The organism is Halomonas urmiana, assembly GCF_005780185.1.
GTDB lineage: Bacteria > Pseudomonadota > Gammaproteobacteria > Pseudomonadales > Halomonadaceae > Halomonas > Halomonas urmiana.
On record NZ_VBUI01000023.1, the window covers coordinates 21455 to 37486 of the forward strand.

The window sequence follows — 16032 nt, forward strand, 5'->3', positions numbered from 1 at the left end:
GATCGCAATTACCGACAGGAGCCCTTCCTAGATGTCAGAACCGCAGCCGATCTACCTGAGTGACTACCGTCCGCCCGCCTACCGCGTGACCCGCACCGAGCTGACCTTCGACCTCGATCCCGCCGCCACCCGGGTCAAGGCGCGCCTGCACGTCGAGCGCCACCCCGAACACGAGGCCGGCGTGCCTCTCGAACTCGACGGCGAGCAGCTCAACCTCAAGGCCATCGCCATCGACGGACAGGCGCTTGGCGAGGACGAGTACGCGGTCGGCGAGGCGGGGATGGTCGTGCACCGGGTGCCCCAGGCCTTCCTGCTCGACACCGAGGTGGAGGTCGCGCCCGATGCCAATACGGCGCTGTCGGGGCTCTATCGCTCCAGTGGCATGTACTGTACCCAGTGCGAGGCTGAGGGCTTTCGGCGCATCACCTTCTACCCGGATCGCCCGGACGTCATGGCGACCTTCTCCACCACGGTGATCGGCGATGCCGCGACCCTGCCGGTGCTGCTCTCCAACGGCAATCCGGTGGAGCGCGGCACGCTGCCCGGCGGTCGCCACTTCGTCACCTGGGAGGACCCGCATCCCAAGCCCAGCTACCTGTTCGCGCTGGTGGCCGGCGACCTCGAGAAGGTCGAGGATCGCTTCACCACCATGAGCGGACGCGAGGTGACCCTGCAGATCTGGGTCGAGGAGGAGAACCTCGACAAGACCGACCACGCCATGGCCTCGCTGCAGCGCGCCATGGCCTGGGACGAGCAGGCCTATGGCCGCGAGTACGACCTCGATCTCTTCATGATCGTCGCGGTCAACGACTTCAACATGGGCGCCATGGAGAACAAGGGGCTCAACATCTTCAACTCGGCGGCGGTGCTGACCCACCCCCACACCGCCACCGATGCCGCCTTCCAGCGCGTCGAGGGCATCGTCGCCCACGAGTACTTCCACAACTGGTCCGGCAACCGCGTCACCTGCCGCGACTGGTTCCAGCTCTCCCTCAAGGAGGGCTTCACGGTCTTCCGCGATCAGTGCTTCTCGGCCGATACCAACTCGGCACCGGTCAAGCGCATCGAGGACGTCTCCTTCTTCCGCACCGCCCAGTTCGCCGAGGATGCCGGCCCCACCGCCCACCCGGTGCGCCCGGACCACTATATCGAGATCGGCAACTTCTACACCCTGACCATCTACGAGAAGGGCGCCGAGATCGTGCGCATGCTTTCGAACCTGGTGGGGGAGGAGGCCTTCCGCCGCGGCAGCGATCTCTACTTCTCGCGCTTCGACGGCCAGGCGGTGACCATCGAGGACTTCGTCGACTGCATGGCCGAGGCCTCGGGCGAGGACCTCGGCCAGTTCCTGCGCTGGTACTCCCAGGCGGGCACCCCCGAGATCGACGCTCATGGCGAGTACGACTACGCCAATGCCGAGTACCGGCTGGTGCTGCGCCAGCGCACCCCGGCCACCCCCGGCCAGGCCGAGAAGCAGGCCCTGCACATCCCGGTGCGCCTGGGCCTGGTGGGCACCAAGTCCGGCCGCGACCTGCCGCTGACCCTGGACGGTGAGGCGCTCGGCACCGATGCGGTGATCCATCTGCGTGAGGATGAGCAGGAGTTCCTCTTCACCGAGGTCAGCGAGGCCCCGGTGCCGTCGCTCGCGCGCGGCTTCTCGGCGCCGGTCAAGCTGAACTTCCCCTATGGCCGCGAGGACCTGGCCTTCCTGCAGGCCCACGACTCCGACGGCTTCAATCGCTGGGACGCCGGCCAGCGCCTGGCGCTGCTGGCCCTGGACGACCTGATCGCCGCCCACCGCAACGGGGTCGAGAAGGTGATGGACCCGCGGGTGGTCGAGGCCTTCCGCGCCGTGCTGGCGGCTCGTATCGACGACAAGGCGGTGCTGGCCCAGATGCTGACGCTGCCCTCGGAGGCCTACATCGCCGAGCAGCAGCCGCTGGTCGACGTCGACGCCATCCACGCCGCCCGCACCTTCGTCAAGCAGTCGCTGACGATGGCCCTGCGCGATGACTTCCTGCGGCTCTACGAGGAGAACCGCTCAGAGGTACCCTACGCACCGGAGCCCGAGCAGATCGCCGCGCGCAGCCTCAAGAATGTGGCGCTCTCGTATCTCATGGCCATCGAGGATGAGGCGGGACTCGAGTTCGCCCAGGCGCAGTTCGCGGCCGACCACAACATGACCGACGTGCGCCATGCCCTGACGCTGCTGGTGCACGGCTCGCGCGGCGACATCGCCGACCCGGCGCTGAAGGCCTTCGGCGAGAAGTGGGCCCATGATCCGTTGGTGATGGATCAGTGGTTCAGCCTTCAGGTGACGCGCCCCCAGGCGGACGTGCTGGATCGCGTGAAGTTCCTGATGGCGCATCCGGCTTTCTCATTGAAGAATCCCAACCGGGTGCGCGCACTGATCGGCGCCTTCGCCAACCAGAACCCGGTCAACTTCCACCGAGCCGATGGCGCGGGCTACCGGCTGCTGGCCGACACCGTGATCGAGCTCAACCGGCTCAATCCGGAGATCGCCGCGCGGCTGATCACGCCGCTGACCCGCTGGGCCCGCTTCGACGAGGCGCGACAGGAACTGATGAAGGCCGAGCTCGAGCGCATCCGCGCCGAGGAGCTCTCGCCCAACGTCTATGAGGTGGTGGAGAAGGCGCTCGCCTGAGGGCCGCTTCCTGCCTGGACCTGACGGCCAGAAGACCACGGTCCGGAACCCCTCGACCGGAAACGACAGGTCGGAAACGACGGCGCCGCCCGAGAGGGCGGCGCCGTCGTTGGTGGGGGAGGACGAGGGCGTCAGTGGATCAGCCAGCTCAGCACCGTCGCCCCCAGCAGCCACCAGACGAGCATAATGATGAAGGCGCCGCGCAGCAGGGCGGCCACCCCCTTCCACAAGAGCCACAGGCCGAACGCCAGTACCAGCAGGCTGATCAGGGTGATCGGGATGCCCAGCGAGTTGGACAGCCCCTGCATGAAGCTGCCGGCCGCCTCGTCGAGGCCGGAAAAGAATCCGGTCAGGCTCGCGACGATGAAGCGGATGAACTCGCCGAAGGCGCTGCCGATGAAGCTGAAGACGTCGTCCATGGGGATGCGATCCGGTGTGGGGGCCACGGCGTGCCGGCCGGGCCCTGACATCAAGCGATGGAGGAAGTATCGCGACAAGCGGCCCGCCCTGACAAGCCGGGCGCGTCATTCATCCCAGCTGGCTCGCCCGGGAGACCACGCCGGACTCCTCGGCGGCACTGTCGGCCAGCGCTCGGCCGGCCTCGTCGTAGACGTGGAAGACGGCATTGGCCCCCAGCTCGCGGATCGGCTCGATCTCCTCGGGATATTCGACCACGGCGGTGATCCGCCCCGGAAACTCGCGAGAGCGCAGCTGCTTGAGGGCGAAGAGGTTGCCCGCATGGTGCGGCATCGCCAGCACCACCATCTGTACGTCGCGAGACATCAACAGCTTGTCCCAGAAGTCGGAGTCCACGGCATCGCCCTCGAGGATATTGAAGCCGCGGCTGCTCAAGGTCTTGACGCTCTGGGGGTTGCTGTCGATGCCTAGCACGCGCAGGCCGTACTCCTTCTGCAGGCGGCGATAGACGCTGCGGCCGATGCGCCCCATGCCGAGCACCACCGCCTCGGCGTCACCGACCTCGATGGGACGGTCGCTGGGCGAGAGCTCGCCGACGCTGATCCGGGGCAGCCGCGGTTCCAGCCAGCGGTAGACGCGCTCGCTCAAGCCGTTGAGGACGGCCGACAGCCCGAAGCTGAGCGCCACGGCCAGGGAGATCACCACCAGCCAGTCCCCCGAGAGCCAGCCGCTGGAGACCGCGATGGCGCCGACGATCAGGCCGAACTCCGAATAGTTGGTCAGGCTGAGGGTGGCCAGCACCGAGGTGCGATGGCGCATCTTGAAGCGCATGAAGACCGCTTGATAGATCACGCTCTTCAGCGGCAGGATCAGCACCAGCAGCAGGGCGGCGCCGAGCATCTCGACACTCGGCATGGCCGTCAGCCCAATGCTCAGGAAGAAGCCCACCAGCAACAGCTCCTTGAGGCTGAATAGCGAGCGCGCCAGGGTCTGGGCGGCGGGGTGGGGGGACAGCAGCAGGCCGATGATCAGCGCGCCGAGATCGCCCTTCACGCCGACGGCGTCGAACAACGCGTAGCCCAGTACCAGCGCCAGCAGCATGCCGAACAGCATCTGCATCTCGCCGTGGCCCAGCCGGTCCAGCAGGGCGCGCAGGGCGGGAGCCAGGGGGATCAGCAGCACCAGTCCCAGGGCCCAGGGGCTCGGCAGCTCGCCGGTGGAGGCGGTGATGAAGAGCACCGCGAAGATGTCCTGCATGATCAACACGCCGATGGCCAGACGGCCGTAGGCGGTCTGAGTCTCGCTGCGCTTCTCCAACACCTTGACCACGAAGACAGTGCTCGAGAAGGAGAGCGCGAAGCCGAGCAGGGCCAGGGTGGACCAGCCGGTGTCGGCCAGCAGCGAGAGGCCCAGCCACTTGATCAGGGCGAGCAGCATCACCATCACGAGGGTCGAGGCCAGCATGTGCAGCGTGGCGCCGCCCCAGACGTCGCGGCGCAGCAGGGTGCGCACGTCCAGCTTCAGGCCGATGCTGAACAGCAGCAGCACGACCCCGATGTTGGCCAGGGTCTCGAGCAGCGGGGTCTTGTCGAAGCCCAGCGCGTTGAGCACGAAGCCGCCGGCGAGAAAGCCCACCATGGGCGGCAGTCGCAGCAGCATCGCGGACATGCCGCCGAGGAAGGCCGTGAGAAGAAAGGCCGGTTCGATCATGCACACTCCCTGTTCTGCAATCTTCGGCAAGACGGATAGTGTAGGGAAGTCGTAAGGTGAATGGCATTCATGATTTGGGGTATGCCCATCGGCGATGACGCGGTCGTGACAGGTCGGCGGCGCGACGAGCCAGAACGCGAATAGAATAGGGAGCGAAAGGACAGGGTGAGTCGGGAAAGGGTGAACCGGGCAAGAGGAGGGCGCATGGCCAGACTGATTCTCAATGGCAAGTCGGCGCAGCTGCCGGAGGTGCGTGAGGCGGTCTTTAGCCGGCGGGCAGCAGGCGATGCCCTCGAGGTACGCGCCACCTGGGAGGCTGGCGACGCCGAGCGCATGGCGGAGCAGGCCGCACACGACGGCGTCGATCGAGTGATCGCCGGCGGCGGCGACGGCACGCTCAACGAGGTGGTCAACGGCCTGATGCGCGTGCCCCGTGAACGTCGCCCGGTGCTCGGCATCCTGCCCCTGGGCAGTGCCAACGATTTCGTCACCTCACTGGACCTGCCGCTGGCCTGCGAACCGGCCCTCGAGGCGGCCCTGAGCCTGCCGGCGCACCGCGTCGACGTGCCCCGCCTGGACGACTGGCACTTCCTGAACATGGCCACCGCCGGCTTCGGGGCCGAGATCACCTGGTCCACGCCCAAGGGCTTGAAGCGTCTCCTCGGCGGCGGGGCCTACTCGCTGATCGGGGCCGTCAAGGCCTGGCGCATCAACCACTATGCCGGGCGGATTCGCTGGCAGGATGGCGAACGCCGGGTCGAGGTCTGCCTGCTGGCCGTCGGCAACGGCCGCCAGTCGGGCGGGGGGCATGTGCTGACCCCGCAGGCGACGCTGGACGATGGGCGCCTCGACGTGCTGATCCTGCACGACATCGGCTCCGTGACCCAGCTGCGCGCCATGCGTCACGAGCTCGAGACGCGCCCCGCCCGCGGCACCCACGTCGATACCCTACGGGTCGACTGGCTCGCCTTCGAGGCCGACGAGGAGGTACCGCTCACCCTGGATGGCGAGCCCGCCCGGCGGCAGGGCTTCACGGTAACGATCGATCCCGCGGCACTGTGGCTGGCGGTGTCGCCGACGTGCCCGCTGCTCTCTCGGCCGGCATGAGGCTACTATGAACGCTCGAACATGAGAGACGTGGCAACCGCCCTCGGGCGGACCGATTCCGGTGACAAGGGAAGACGACATCATGAGCCTCTCGCTGATCATCCCCGTAGTCTTGCTGGGCACCCTGCTGGTCTATGGGGTGGCCATCCATAATCGCCTGGTGGCCCTGAAGAACCGCTACCAGAACGCCTTCGCCCAGATCGCGGTGCAGCTCAAGCGCCGTCACGACCTGATTCCCAACCTGGTCGAGACCGCGAAGGCCTACATGCGCCATGAGCGGGAAACCCTGCAGGCGGTGACCGAGGCGCGCAAGGCCGCCGAGGTGGGGCTCCAGCACGCCGCGGCCCGGCCCGGGCCACGGATCTCGATTGGGCCATGGCTCGACTGGTGCGCCTGGTCCCGTCCGAGCGGGCCCCGCTGCTGGCGGCCATGAGCTGCTGCGTGGCCCACGATGGCCGGATCGAGCCCGAGGAGGCGGAGCTGCTGAGCGCGGTGGCCTGGACCCTGGGGTGCCCGCTGCCGAGTCCGTCGCGCCCACCCGGTGAGAGGGGAGGCGAGTCGGCTGGCGAGTCGGCCGATGAGACGGCATGATGAGGGATCGCTTGCCCATCTTTGATCAGCGGAGGACGTCGCGATGCTCACCCCCTTCCACCTGGCCGTTCAGGTCCGTGACCTCGACGAGGCCCGGCGTTTCTACGGCGACCTGCTGGGCTGTCCGGAGGGTCGCTCCAGTGATACCTGGATCGACTTCAACCTCTATGGCCACCAGTTCGTCTGCCACCTGAACCCGGCGCTGGGCGAGCGGGGCCTCGACGATCACCGCAATCCGGTCGATGGCCACGGCGTACCGGTCCCGCATTTCGGCGTGGTGCTGGAGATGGCCGACTGGGAGGCCCTGGTCGATCGACTCACCGCGGCGGGCGTGCGGTTCGAGATCGAGCCCTACCTGCGCTTTCGCGGCGAGCCGGGCGAGCAGGCCACCATGTTCTTCCGTGATCCCAGCGGCAATGCCATCGAGTTCAAGGCCTTCCGCGACATCGCCGGCCAGCTGTTCGCCACCTGAGGCATCACGCCGCCTTGCGAGAGCAGGGGCGCTCTGGTGCAATGTCGTCCCTTTCGTCAGGAGCAAGAAAATGGCAATGAAACCCCGGATGCCGCTGGTCGCAGCCATGGCGCTGGCCGTGGGACTCGCCGGTTGCGGCAACGGCGACGACGAGCCTGCTCCAGCCGAGGTCGAGGAAACACAGGAAGAAGCTGCTCAGCCGGTCTCCGAGGCGGATGAGGAGCCGTCGGCCGACGAGGCCGAGTCGCCCGTGGAGTCGGAGCCTGCCGCCGCACCGGATGAGGCGGATGGCAATCTCGAGGCTGAGGGCGAAGTGGACCTCGAGGCGGAGGGGGAGGTGGACGCCGAGGCCGAGACCCTTGGAGAGTCACCGGCCGATACCCTGGACGAGGACGCGGCCCTGCCCGGGGAGACGACCCGCTCCGATGTCGATGCCATCATCGAGGAGACCGAGCGGCGCTTCGAGGAAGCCAGCCGTCGCATCGACGAGCAGTTCGAGAGCGCCGAGGAGGGGACGCCCGACTTGGAGCCCATGGAAGAGTCGGCCGAGTTCGAACCCATGGAGTCGCCCGAGTTAGAGTCAGATACCGGCCTCGACGAGGCGCCGGGCGGCGACCTTGACGAGCGTGAGGCGTTGCCCGGGGAGAGCACCAGCTCGGATATCGACGCGATACTCGAGGAAACCGAGAGGCGCTTCGAGGAGGCGAGTCGCCAGATCGAGGAGCAGTTCCAGGAGGCCGAACGTCAGGCGCCGGACACCTCTTCCGAGCTCGATATCGAGTCCGGTCCTGTCGAGGAAGATTGAACCACGCTTGCCTGAAGGTCACCGCCAACGAAAAAGGCCCACCAGATAGGTGGGCCTTTCTCTATGACGCTCGGACGGCGCTGCCGGCCGGTCGTCTCCGGGTCAACCGAGGATCAGTCGGCGGCGCGGATGTTGGAGGCCTGAAGGCCTTTCTTGCCCTGGGTCACTTCGAAGGTGACTTTCTGGCCGTCCTGCAGGGACTTGAAGCCTTCAGCCTGAATTTCGGAGAAGTGAGCGAACAGGTCATCACCGCCGTCGTCCGGAGAGATGAAGCCGTAGCCCTTGGTGTCGTTGAACCACTTGACAGTGCCAGTTGCCATTGTCGATTTCCTTAACTAACTAAATAATGGTGCTGGGCCAGGGAGGGTCGACCTCGCCATGGACCCGTAATACGTGGGCAGGACAAGAAGCAAGTGCGCACCGGGTATATCGAAGGAATCGAAGTACTACTGACGACTTTTCTGCTTGCTGACCAACGCAACGGATAGTGCTACAGCGCCAGGGTTGCGTCAACACAGTGTCGCAGGGAGACTGGCGCTGCCGCCCGCAAAAACACTGTAGATGGAAAGCCCGTGAGCGTCCAGCCTCCATCTCGCCCCCTTCATCACCGAAAGAGAGCCCCATGACCCATCCGTACCTCGCTTCCAGCGACACCCACAGCAAGGTGGTCGGCTACCTGCTGTGGCTGTTCGGCTTCCTCGGCGCCCACCGCTTCTACTATGGCAAGCCGGTCACCGGTACCCTCTGGTTCTTCACCCTCGGGCTGCTCGGCATCGGCTGGCTGATCGATCTGTTCCTGATCCCGTCCATGGACCGCCAGGCGGACCTGCGTTTCCAGGCCGGCCCGACCAACTACACCCTGGCCTGGCTGCTGCTGACCTTCCTGGGAGTGTTCGGCATCCACCGCTTTTACCTCGGCAAGTGGCTGACCGGCATCCTCTACCTGCTGACCTTCGGCCTCTGCGGGCTCGGGGTGCTCTACGATTTCTGGACCCTTAACGACCAGATCTCCATGCGCCATGCCCGCCGCGGCATCTTCAACGGCTGACCGCCGGGTGCTTTTCTACCGTGGAAGGCGAGGGTGCCTTCAGGATTCCCGCTCGGAGGACGCATGTTGATCGACGCTCAGTTCTGGCCGTTCCTGGTGGCCATCACCCTGCTCAGCATGAGCCCCGGGGTGGATACCCTGCTGGTGATCCGCAACACCGCGCGGGGCGGCTGGCGCGACGGCGTGGCCACCAGCCTGGCCATCTGCTGTGGCCTCTTCGTGCACGCCACGGTCTCGGCGCTCGGCATCTCGCTGATCCTGCTGCAATCGGCCTGGGCCTTCGGCGTGCTCAAGCTGGCGGGGGCCGCCTATCTGGTGTGGCTGGGCGTGGCGAGCCTGCTGGCCGCCCGGCGGGGTCAGGGCCTTCCCGTGGCCGGCGTCAGCACGGAGCGTCGGCCCGTGCCGCTGTGGCGGCCGGTGCGCGAGGGGCTGCTCTCCAACGTGCTGAACCCCAAGACGGTGGTCTTCTACATGGCCTTCCTGCCGCAGTTCATCGCCCCGGGGGATCCCGCGCTCGCCAAGTCGTTGTGGCTGGCCGGCGTGCACTTCGTGGTGGCCAACCTGTGGCAGATCGGCATCGTGGCGATGGTGGGCAGCGCCGGACAGTGGCTTTCGAGCGCGGCGTTCACGCGCTGGCTCCACGGCCTGACTGGTGCCGTGCTGGTCGGCTTCGGTATCAAGCTGGCGCTGACGCGCCCGCCCGCCTAAACCGGACTTCGTCCGGAGCTGTAAGCCTTAAGCTTGAAGCTGGAAGACAAACCTTGACCCCAAAGCGGGTGACATCATGCTGCCTTCCAGCTTCCAGCTTCCAGCTTCCAGCTTCCAGCTTCCAGCTTCCAGCTTCCAGCTTCCAGCTTCCAGCTTCCAGCTCAGTTGCTGGCCAGCAGTGAGCGATCGTAGCGCACCGAGGTCTCCGCCGGGGTCAGCAGCGACACGCCGGTGCTGTCGCCGCCGTTGGCCAGGCTCTCGAAGATCACGCGATAGGCGAGCACGGCCTGCACGTAGTCGCGGGTCTCGCGGAAGGGGATGCTCTCGACAAAGAGGTCGAACTCCTGTGGGGCGTCACGCAGCCAGCGGTCGACCCGGTGGGGGCCGGCATTATAGGCCGCCGTGGCCGCCAGGCGATTGCCCCGGTAGCGGTCGAGCATGTCGCGGATGTAGGTGCTGCCGAGACGGATATTGACCGCAGGGTCGAGCACGCCGTAAGGCCCTGGGTCGTTCATGCCGAGCTGCCGGCTGACCTGGGTGGCGGTGCCCGGCATCAGCTGCATCAGGCCGCGTGCCCCGGCCGGCGATAGCGCATCGGGATTGTAGGCGCTTTCGCGCCGGGCGATGCCCATCAGCAGGTAGGGGTCGACGCGGGTCTGCCGGCCCCAGTGCAGGAAGTGGTCGCGATAGGCCTCGGGGAAACGCCACGCCAGGTCATCCCACAGCTTGCCGGCGATGGTGGTCTGCACCAATCGGGCCTGCCAGCCGCGCCGCTGGGCATAGTCGGCGAGCAGGCGGGCCTGCTCTTCTGTGCCGCGCGCGGCGGCGGCATACCACTCGCTGGCGGCGAGCCCCGGCTCGCCGATGCGTAGTAGGGCTTCGGTGCGGCGCACGGCCGGCCACTGTGCCACCGCCTGGCGAGTCGCCTCGTCGATCCGATGGCGTGCCTGATTGAGGGCGTAGGGACGATCGAGGCGGTCGGCGGCGGCGAAGCCGAAGAAGTTGCGCTCATCGGCGGCTCGGGCGTAGGCCTCGCGCGCCTGGCCGTCGTTGCCCTGCTGCTGCTGTGCCCGCGCCAGCCAGTACTGCCAGCGGCTCTCGCCGCGCTGCGTCTCGTCCATCCGGTCGATCCACGCGATGACCCCGGCCCAGTCGCGATCGCCAAGCGCCGTCCTGACCCGCAGTTCGAGCAGATCGTCGTCGTCGCGTCGCGTCAGCAGGTCGTCGACCCAGCCGAGGTTCTGGTCGACGTCGCGGACCATGGAGTAGAAGGCCAGATCGTGCTCGATCGCGCGGCGATGGCGCGCCTGGAGGGAGAGGTGGGGGGCGAGCTTGCGCCAGGCCTCCAGGGCGGCCTCGGTATCCGCCCGGGTGAAGCCGTGCATGGCGGCGGCATACAGCGCGCTGGTGCCGCGGCACTCCGGCCCGAGGCAGGCGGGCGTGCGGGTGACGGCGGAGAAGTCCTGCTTCAATACGGTCATGGCCGTGCGGCCATTCTGCCACTCCCGGCCGAGCATGCGGCCGAGGTAGTCGGCGAGCCCCGTCTCGCCGGCCTGCCAGGCCAGGGTCATGCGCTCCCAGATCGCCTCCTGATCGATCTCCCCCTGTGCCCGCAGGGTGTCGAAGAGGGTATCGCAAGCATCCGGCTGCGAACGGCCGACCCGCCACAGCTCGCGTCCTCCCTCGGCGGCCGCCTGCAGGTCGGCGCCGAGCTGGGCGGTGTAGTAGTGGCAGCGACGATCGGTGCCTGCAGGCACGCCGTTGGCCACTGCTCGCAGGCTTTCGTAGCGTCCCGCCTCGCCATACTGCTCGATGGCCTGGCCGCGCAGCCACTCCCCTAGCGGGGTATCGTCGTGGCGCTCGATGAAGCTCAGCACCGCCTCGGGCTCGGCGCCGGGTAGGCGGGCCTTGAGGCGGTGGTAGTCGACATAGCCGGCCAGCACGTGATCCTCGATGGCGCGCTGATCGATCTTCTGCCACTGCTGGCTGCGCGCGGCCTGCAGGGCATCCTGCATGGCGCGGTCACTGCCCTGGGCGAGCAGCGGCAGGCAGCAGAGGGCGGCGGCGATCAGGGGCTTGCAGTGACCGAATGACGGGAGCATGGGGGACCTCTTGCGGTTCGCGATCGGCGGTCGGCCATGGTGGCCGATGGCGGCGGCCTTGAGTAGTGTCGCCGTAGCCCGACAGGCGACGGCTGTCGGGCGCCGCGGGGATATTCTATCGTGTAGCGGGATTCGTGCGGGGCGGCAAGGAGAGAAAGATGGCCAGATTCAGCGGTGGAGGGCCGGTGGAGCGCCTGCGGCGACGCTCCCGGGTGCTGGGCCAGATGGGCCGCGCCCTGCGGCTCTTCCTGCCCATGACCCGCGACGTGCTGCTGCGTCGCTATCGTCCGGTGCCCTGGGGCGCCTTCCTGTGGATGCTGGTGGCGCTTTCGTACCTGATCTTGCCTCTCGACCTGATACCCGATGTCCTGCTGCTGCTCGGCTTGGTCGACGACGTGGTGATCGTCGGCTGGTTGCTGACCCGGGTCGATCGTCACCTGGCGGGGTATCGCGTCTGGCGGGAGAACCGAGAAGGGGCGGGCGCGCCCCCCGGCGAAGGTCGACGCGACGACGAGCACCTGCCCTGATACGATCGTTTGAATCTTTCTCGATAGGCGTCCCACGAGGTCCGTATGCCCCCCGATCATCCCCCCGGCGCCGCCGACTGGCGACGCGCCCTGGCGCGTTTCGTCGCGGTTATCCCCCACACGCGCGCACTCGAGCTCGAGGTGCTCGAGGCCGGCCCCGAGGGCGTGCGCCTGCGCCTGCCCTGGCACGATGACCTGCTCGGTGACGCCGCCCGGGGACTGGTGCATGGCGGGGTGCTGACCATGCTGCTCGATACCGCCTGCGGCGCAGCGGTGCTGCCGGCGCTGCCGGCGCCAGAGGTCTGCCCGACCCTCGATCTGCGCATCGATCACTACCGGCCGGGCGTGGCCGGGCAGGCGATCATCGCCGAGGCGCGGGTGGTGCGGGTCACCACCTCGGTGGTCTTCACCGAAGGCACGCTTCGCCAGCAGGCGGGACCGCTGGCGCGAGGCATCGGCAACTTCGTGCGCCTGGGGCCGCGCAATACGCCGCCGGGTTTCGCCGAGGCGCTGTTCGCCGATGCGACGCTCGACGAGGCCCCTTTCGAGGAGAGAAACGACCATGCGTGAAGGGTTCCACGACGTCGAATGGCTGGCGCGCACTCGCGCCGAGGGCGACGTCCAGGCGTGGCTGTCGCTGATCCCCTATGCCCGCCGCATCGGCGTCACGGCCGAGGCGGACCCGGACGGCGAGGGCCTGCTGTTTCGCCTCGATCCCCGCGAGGAGAACGTCGGCAACGTCCTGCTGCCGGCGCTGCATGGCGGAGTGGTGGCCGCCTTCATGGAGACTGCCGCGACCCTGGACCTGATGCTGGCCGCTCGTGAACCGCGCCTGCCGCGCATCGTCGATCTCTCCATCGACTACCTGCGCACCGCTCGGGTCATGCCGACCCTGGCCCGCTGTACCCTGCTGCGCGAGGGGCGGCGCCTGGGCAACGTCCAGGTCACGGCCTGGCAGGAGCGTGAGGCGCTGCCGGTGGCCACCGCACGCCTGCACTTCGTGCTCGGTGCCCCCTCCGCTCATCAGCATGACGGGGGTGCTTGAAAAGCCAGCGACGGGCCCCATATCGACGACAGTTCCATATCGGTGGCGTCGCCACCATTGTCATGTCAATTAAAGGGGTCCGAGCCACATGACCACTGCCACCCATGAAGAAACCCTCGGCTTCCAGACCGAGGTCAAGCAGCTGCTGCACCTGATGATCCACTCCCTGTATTCCAACCGGGAGATCTTCCTGCGCGAGCTGATCTCCAATGGCGCCGACGCCTGCGACAAGCTGCGCTATCAGGCGCTGGACAACGATGCGCTCTATGAAGGCGACAGCGAGCTGCGCATCGAGATCGAGCACGACGCCGAGGCGGGTACCGTCACCGTGCGCGACAATGGCATCGGCATGAACCGCAACGAAGTGATCGAGAACCTCGGCACCATCGCCAGAAGCGGCACCGCCGAGTTCCTCAAGCAGCTCTCCGGCGAGCAGCAGAAGGATGCCCGGCTGATCGGCCAGTTCGGCGTCGGCTTCTACTCCGGCTTCATCGTCGCCGACGACATCACCGTGCGCACCCGCAAGGCGGGCACCGCGCAGGGCGACGGCGTCGAGTGGCACTCCAAGGGCGAGGGCGAGTTCACCGTCGCCGACATCGAGCGCGAGACCCACGGCACCGAGATCGTCCTGCACCTCAAGGAGGATGCCCGCGAGTTCGCCGACGATTTCCGTCTGCAGAGCCTGGTGCGCAAGTACTCCGACCACATCGAGGTGCCGGTGCGCATGCCCAAGGTCGAGACCGCTCGCGACGAGGACGGCAACGAGATCGAGGGCAGCGAGACCACCACCTGGGAGACCGTCAACGAGGCCACCGCACTCTGGGTGCGCCCCAAAAGCGAGCTCACCGACGACGAGTACAAGGCCTTCTACAAGCATGTGGCCCATGACTTCAGCGATCCGCTGACCTGGAGCCACAACAAGGTCGAGGGCAAGCTCGAGTACGTAAGCCTGCTCTACGTGCCCGGCCGGGCCCCCTTCGATCTCTACGAGCGGGACGGCGCTCGCGGGGTGAAGCTCTACGTGCAGCGCGTCTTCATCATGGACGACGCCGAGCAGTTCCTGCCGCTCTACCTGCGCTTCATCAAGGGCGTGCTGGATACCCGGGACCTGTCGCTGAACGTCTCCCGCGAGCTGCTGCAGCAGGACCCGCAGGTCGAGAAGATCAAGAGCGCCCTGACCAAGCGCTCGCTGGACATGCTCAAGAAGCTCGCCAAGGATCCCGAGGCCTACCAGACCTTCTGGAACACCTTCGGCAGCGTGCTCAAGGAAGGCCCGGCGGAGGATCACGCCAATCGCGAGAAGATCGCCGCCCTGCTGCGCTTCTCCAGCACCCATACTGACAGTGCCATCCAGGACCAGTCGCTGGCCGACTATGTCTCGCGCATGAAGGAGGGCCAGGAGAAGGTCTACTACATCGTTGCCGATAGCTTCAACGCGGCCAAGTCGAGCCCCCATCTCGAGGTCTTCCGCAAGAAGGGCATCGAGGTGCTGCTGCTCCACGACCGCATCGACGAGTGGCTGATGAGTCACCTCACCGAGTTCGAGGGCAAGAGTCTGGTCGACGTCGCCAAGGGCGATCTCGACCTCGGTGAGATCGAGGACGAGGAGGAGAAGAAGGCGCAGGAGGAGACCGCCAAGGCCAAGCAGGAGCTGGTCAAGCGCGTCAAGGAGGCCCTGGGCGATGAGGTCCAGGAGGTCAAGGTGACGCATCGCCTCACCGATTCCCCGGCCTGCGTGGTGCTGCCCGAGCACGAGATGGGCTTCCAGATGCGCCGCATCATGGAGGCCGCCGGCCAGGCGATGCCCGAGGTCAAGCCGATCCTCGAGCTCAACCCCGAGCATGCCCTGGTGGCCCGCCTCGAGGGCGTCGAAGGCGACGGCTTCGAAGACCTGGCGCGCATCCTGCTCGATCAGGCGATCATCGCCGAGGGCGGCCATCTCGACGACCCTGCCGCTTACGTCAAGCGTCTCAATGCCCTGTTGAGCGCCTGACCTTCCCGCCCGAGACGCCATCCGCGGATGGCGTCACCCACGTGCCGCCGGCCGCCCCCCTGGGCGGCCGGCGTGCGTTCAGAGCTCGTTGAAGTAGCAGTGATGCTGGGTCTCGCAGCGCGAGATCCGGAGCTCCAGCGGCTCGCCCTGGAGGTTTCGGGCCACCCGACGGATCTCCAGCAGCGGCGAGCCCAACGCTACGCCCAGCTGCTTCTGCTCTGGCGGGCCCGCCGCCACGGCGAAGAGGCGCTCCTCCGCCTTGGCCACGCTCTGCCCGAAACGTTGCTGATAGAGCTGGTAGAGGGTGTTCGGCAGCGTTTCTGGCTCTTTCTCCAGTGCCGGGAAACGGGCTGCGGAAACTACCAGTTCCTCCAGCAGTGCGGGCACGCCTTCCAGCTCCCGTACCCGCCGGATATGCACCACTTCCGCTTCCACCTCGAGTTCCAGCGTCTCGGCCTCTTCCACCGTGGCCGGTCGGGACTGGCGTAACAGCACCCGGGAGATGGGCATCGAGCGGGTACCGTCGAGCCGCGTGAGGTGAAAAAACTGGAACAGCGAGCGATCGTTGTCGTGAGTCGCGACCACGGTGCCCTTTCCTTGGTAACGGATCACCACGTGATCGCTGGCCAGGTCATCCAGCGCCTTGCGCAGCGTGCCCACACTGACGCCGTACTCCTGGGAGAGCGCGGACTCGCTAGGGATGAAGGTGCCGGGGGGCCAGTCTCCCGAAACGATACGTGACAGCAGCGCCTCCTTGATCTGCTGGTAGAGCGGGCGATAGCTGGGCGTCTGAGAGTCATTCATGTGCGGTTCCTTAGGTTCAATCACGTAGCGGCATTCGG

General features: G+C 67.1%; 15 protein-coding genes and 1 pseudogene. 11 read left to right on the top strand and 5 right to left on the bottom strand.

Annotated elements, in window-relative coordinates:
• The first annotated feature begins 31 nt into the window (after positions 1–31).
• On the top strand, positions 32–2665 hold the full coding sequence (gene pepN, locus FEI13_RS14430; protein WP_138182222.1) for an aminopeptidase N: 2634 nt from the start codon (positions 32–34) through the stop codon (positions 2663–2665).
• 131 nt (positions 2666–2796) lie between these two features.
• Here the strand turns inward: pepN and FEI13_RS14435 are convergent, their stop codons facing one another.
• Together FEI13_RS14435 and FEI13_RS14440 are read right to left on the bottom strand one after the other, a co-directional pair.
• The gene (locus FEI13_RS14435; protein WP_138182223.1) at positions 2797–3084 is read right to left on the bottom strand and encodes a hypothetical protein; all 288 of its coding nucleotides are present in this window, start codon (positions 3082–3084) and stop codon (positions 2797–2799) included.
• 109 nt (positions 3085–3193) lie between these two features.
• Positions 3194–4792, bottom strand: coding sequence for a cation:proton antiporter family protein (locus tag FEI13_RS14440; RefSeq protein WP_193555745.1), 1599 nt, complete (start codon positions 4790–4792; stop codon positions 3194–3196).
• A 204-nt stretch (positions 4793–4996) separates the two neighbouring features.
• On the opposite strand from FEI13_RS14440, the gene yegS reads away from it, so the two are divergent.
• The 4 genes and pseudogenes from yegS (at position 4997) to FEI13_RS14460 (ending at position 7767) form a co-directional block, all read left to right on the top strand.
• Complete coding sequence (gene yegS / locus FEI13_RS14445) at positions 4997–5899, top strand: lipid kinase YegS (protein ID WP_138182224.1); 903 nt, start codon at positions 4997–4999, stop codon at positions 5897–5899.
• An 82-nt stretch (positions 5900–5981) separates the two neighbouring features.
• Positions 5982–6254: pseudogene (locus tag FEI13_RS14450) on the top strand (LemA family protein); the annotation flags it as partial.
• Between the two features lie 279 nt (positions 6255–6533).
• The gene (locus FEI13_RS14455; RefSeq protein WP_138182226.1) at positions 6534–6962 is read left to right on the top strand and encodes a VOC family protein; all 429 of its coding nucleotides are present in this window, start codon (positions 6534–6536) and stop codon (positions 6960–6962) included.
• Positions 6963–7032: 70 nt separating this feature from the next.
• Positions 7033–7767, top strand: a complete 735-nt coding sequence (locus FEI13_RS14460) for a putative sodium/potassium/calcium exchanger (protein WP_138182227.1) — start codon at positions 7033–7035, stop codon at positions 7765–7767.
• Between the two features lie 113 nt (positions 7768–7880).
• On the opposite strand, the gene FEI13_RS14465 is transcribed toward FEI13_RS14460, so the two are convergent.
• The gene (locus FEI13_RS14465; protein ID WP_040187864.1) at positions 7881–8087 is read right to left on the bottom strand and encodes a cold-shock protein; all 207 of its coding nucleotides are present in this window, start codon (positions 8085–8087) and stop codon (positions 7881–7883) included.
• A 302-nt stretch (positions 8088–8389) separates the two neighbouring features.
• Here FEI13_RS14465 and FEI13_RS14470 point away from each other — a divergent pair, with 302 nt between their 5' ends.
• Together FEI13_RS14470 and FEI13_RS14475 are read left to right on the top strand one after the other, a co-directional pair.
• Entirely contained in the window at positions 8390–8815 is a 426-nt protein-coding gene (locus tag FEI13_RS14470; protein WP_138182228.1) for an NINE protein, read from the top strand.
• Between the two features lie 63 nt (positions 8816–8878).
• The gene (locus FEI13_RS14475) at positions 8879–9523 is read left to right on the top strand and encodes a LysE family translocator (protein ID WP_138182229.1); all 645 of its coding nucleotides are present in this window, start codon (positions 8879–8881) and stop codon (positions 9521–9523) included.
• Positions 9524–9684: 161 nt separating this feature from the next.
• On the opposite strand, the gene FEI13_RS14485 is transcribed toward FEI13_RS14475, so the two are convergent.
• Positions 9685–11625 carry a transglycosylase SLT domain-containing protein gene (locus FEI13_RS14485; RefSeq protein WP_138182230.1) on the bottom strand — a complete coding sequence of 647 codons (1941 nt, stop codon included), beginning with the start codon at positions 11623–11625 and terminating at the stop codon, positions 9685–9687.
• 158 nt (positions 11626–11783) lie between these two features.
• Between FEI13_RS14485 and FEI13_RS14490 the strand changes: the two genes are divergently transcribed.
• The 4 genes from FEI13_RS14490 to htpG all read left to right on the top strand — a co-directional run bounded on the left by FEI13_RS14490 (position 11784) and on the right by htpG (position 15190).
• The gene (locus tag FEI13_RS14490) at positions 11784–12152 is read left to right on the top strand and encodes a YkvA family protein (RefSeq protein ID WP_138182231.1); all 369 of its coding nucleotides are present in this window, start codon (positions 11784–11786) and stop codon (positions 12150–12152) included.
• A gap of 45 nt (positions 12153–12197) precedes the next feature.
• The gene (locus FEI13_RS14495) at positions 12198–12722 is read left to right on the top strand and encodes a PaaI family thioesterase (RefSeq protein ID WP_138182232.1); all 525 of its coding nucleotides are present in this window, start codon (positions 12198–12200) and stop codon (positions 12720–12722) included.
• Complete coding sequence (locus FEI13_RS14500) at positions 12715–13197, top strand: PaaI family thioesterase (protein ID WP_138182233.1); 483 nt, start codon at positions 12715–12717, stop codon at positions 13195–13197. Before FEI13_RS14495 ends, FEI13_RS14500 begins: the two co-directional genes overlap by 8 nt.
• 88 nt (positions 13198–13285) lie before the next feature.
• Complete coding sequence (gene htpG, locus FEI13_RS14505; protein WP_138182234.1) at positions 13286–15190, top strand: molecular chaperone HtpG; 1905 nt, start codon at positions 13286–13288, stop codon at positions 15188–15190.
• Between the two features lie 78 nt (positions 15191–15268).
• On the opposite strand, the gene FEI13_RS14510 is transcribed toward htpG, so the two are convergent.
• Complete coding sequence (locus tag FEI13_RS14510; protein WP_138182235.1) at positions 15269–15994, bottom strand: GntR family transcriptional regulator; 726 nt, start codon at positions 15992–15994, stop codon at positions 15269–15271.
• Positions 15995–16032: the final 38 nt, after the last annotated feature.

What these genes read in the sequence shown, in the direction of transcription:
- FEI13_RS14500 (WP_138182233.1), top strand. Translation starts at nt 12,715, where the DNA reads ATGCGTGAAGGGTTCCACGACGTCGAATGGCTGGCGCGCACTCGCGCC.
- FEI13_RS14470 (WP_138182228.1), top strand. Translation starts at nt 8,390, where the DNA reads ATGACCCATCCGTACCTCGCTTCCAGCGACACCCACAGCAAGGTGGTC.
- FEI13_RS14455 (WP_138182226.1), top strand. Translation starts at nt 6,534, where the DNA reads ATGCTCACCCCCTTCCACCTGGCCGTTCAGGTCCGTGACCTCGACGAG.
- FEI13_RS14490 (WP_138182231.1), top strand. Translation starts at nt 11,784, where the DNA reads ATGGCCAGATTCAGCGGTGGAGGGCCGGTGGAGCGCCTGCGGCGACGC.
- FEI13_RS14495 (WP_138182232.1), top strand. Translation starts at nt 12,198, where the DNA reads ATGCCCCCCGATCATCCCCCCGGCGCCGCCGACTGGCGACGCGCCCTG.
- FEI13_RS14485 (WP_138182230.1), bottom strand. Translation starts at nt 11,625, where the DNA reads ATGCTCCCGTCATTCGGTCACTGCAAGCCCCTGATCGCCGCCGCCCTC.
- FEI13_RS14435 (WP_138182223.1), bottom strand. Translation starts at nt 3,084, where the DNA reads ATGGACGACGTCTTCAGCTTCATCGGCAGCGCCTTCGGCGAGTTCATC.
- FEI13_RS14510 (WP_138182235.1), bottom strand. Translation starts at nt 15,994, where the DNA reads ATGAATGACTCTCAGACGCCCAGCTATCGCCCGCTCTACCAGCAGATC.
- htpG (WP_138182234.1), top strand. Translation starts at nt 13,286, where the DNA reads ATGACCACTGCCACCCATGAAGAAACCCTCGGCTTCCAGACCGAGGTC.
- FEI13_RS14465 (WP_040187864.1), bottom strand. Translation starts at nt 8,087, where the DNA reads ATGGCAACTGGCACTGTCAAGTGGTTCAACGACACCAAGGGCTACGGC.
- FEI13_RS14460 (WP_138182227.1), top strand. Translation starts at nt 7,033, where the DNA reads ATGGCAATGAAACCCCGGATGCCGCTGGTCGCAGCCATGGCGCTGGCC.
- FEI13_RS14475 (WP_138182229.1), top strand. Translation starts at nt 8,879, where the DNA reads ATGTTGATCGACGCTCAGTTCTGGCCGTTCCTGGTGGCCATCACCCTG.
- yegS (WP_138182224.1), top strand. Translation starts at nt 4,997, where the DNA reads ATGGCCAGACTGATTCTCAATGGCAAGTCGGCGCAGCTGCCGGAGGTG.
- pepN (WP_138182222.1), top strand. Translation starts at nt 32, where the DNA reads ATGTCAGAACCGCAGCCGATCTACCTGAGTGACTACCGTCCGCCCGCC.
- FEI13_RS14440 (WP_193555745.1), bottom strand. Translation starts at nt 4,792, where the DNA reads ATGATCGAACCGGCCTTTCTTCTCACGGCCTTCCTCGGCGGCATGTCC.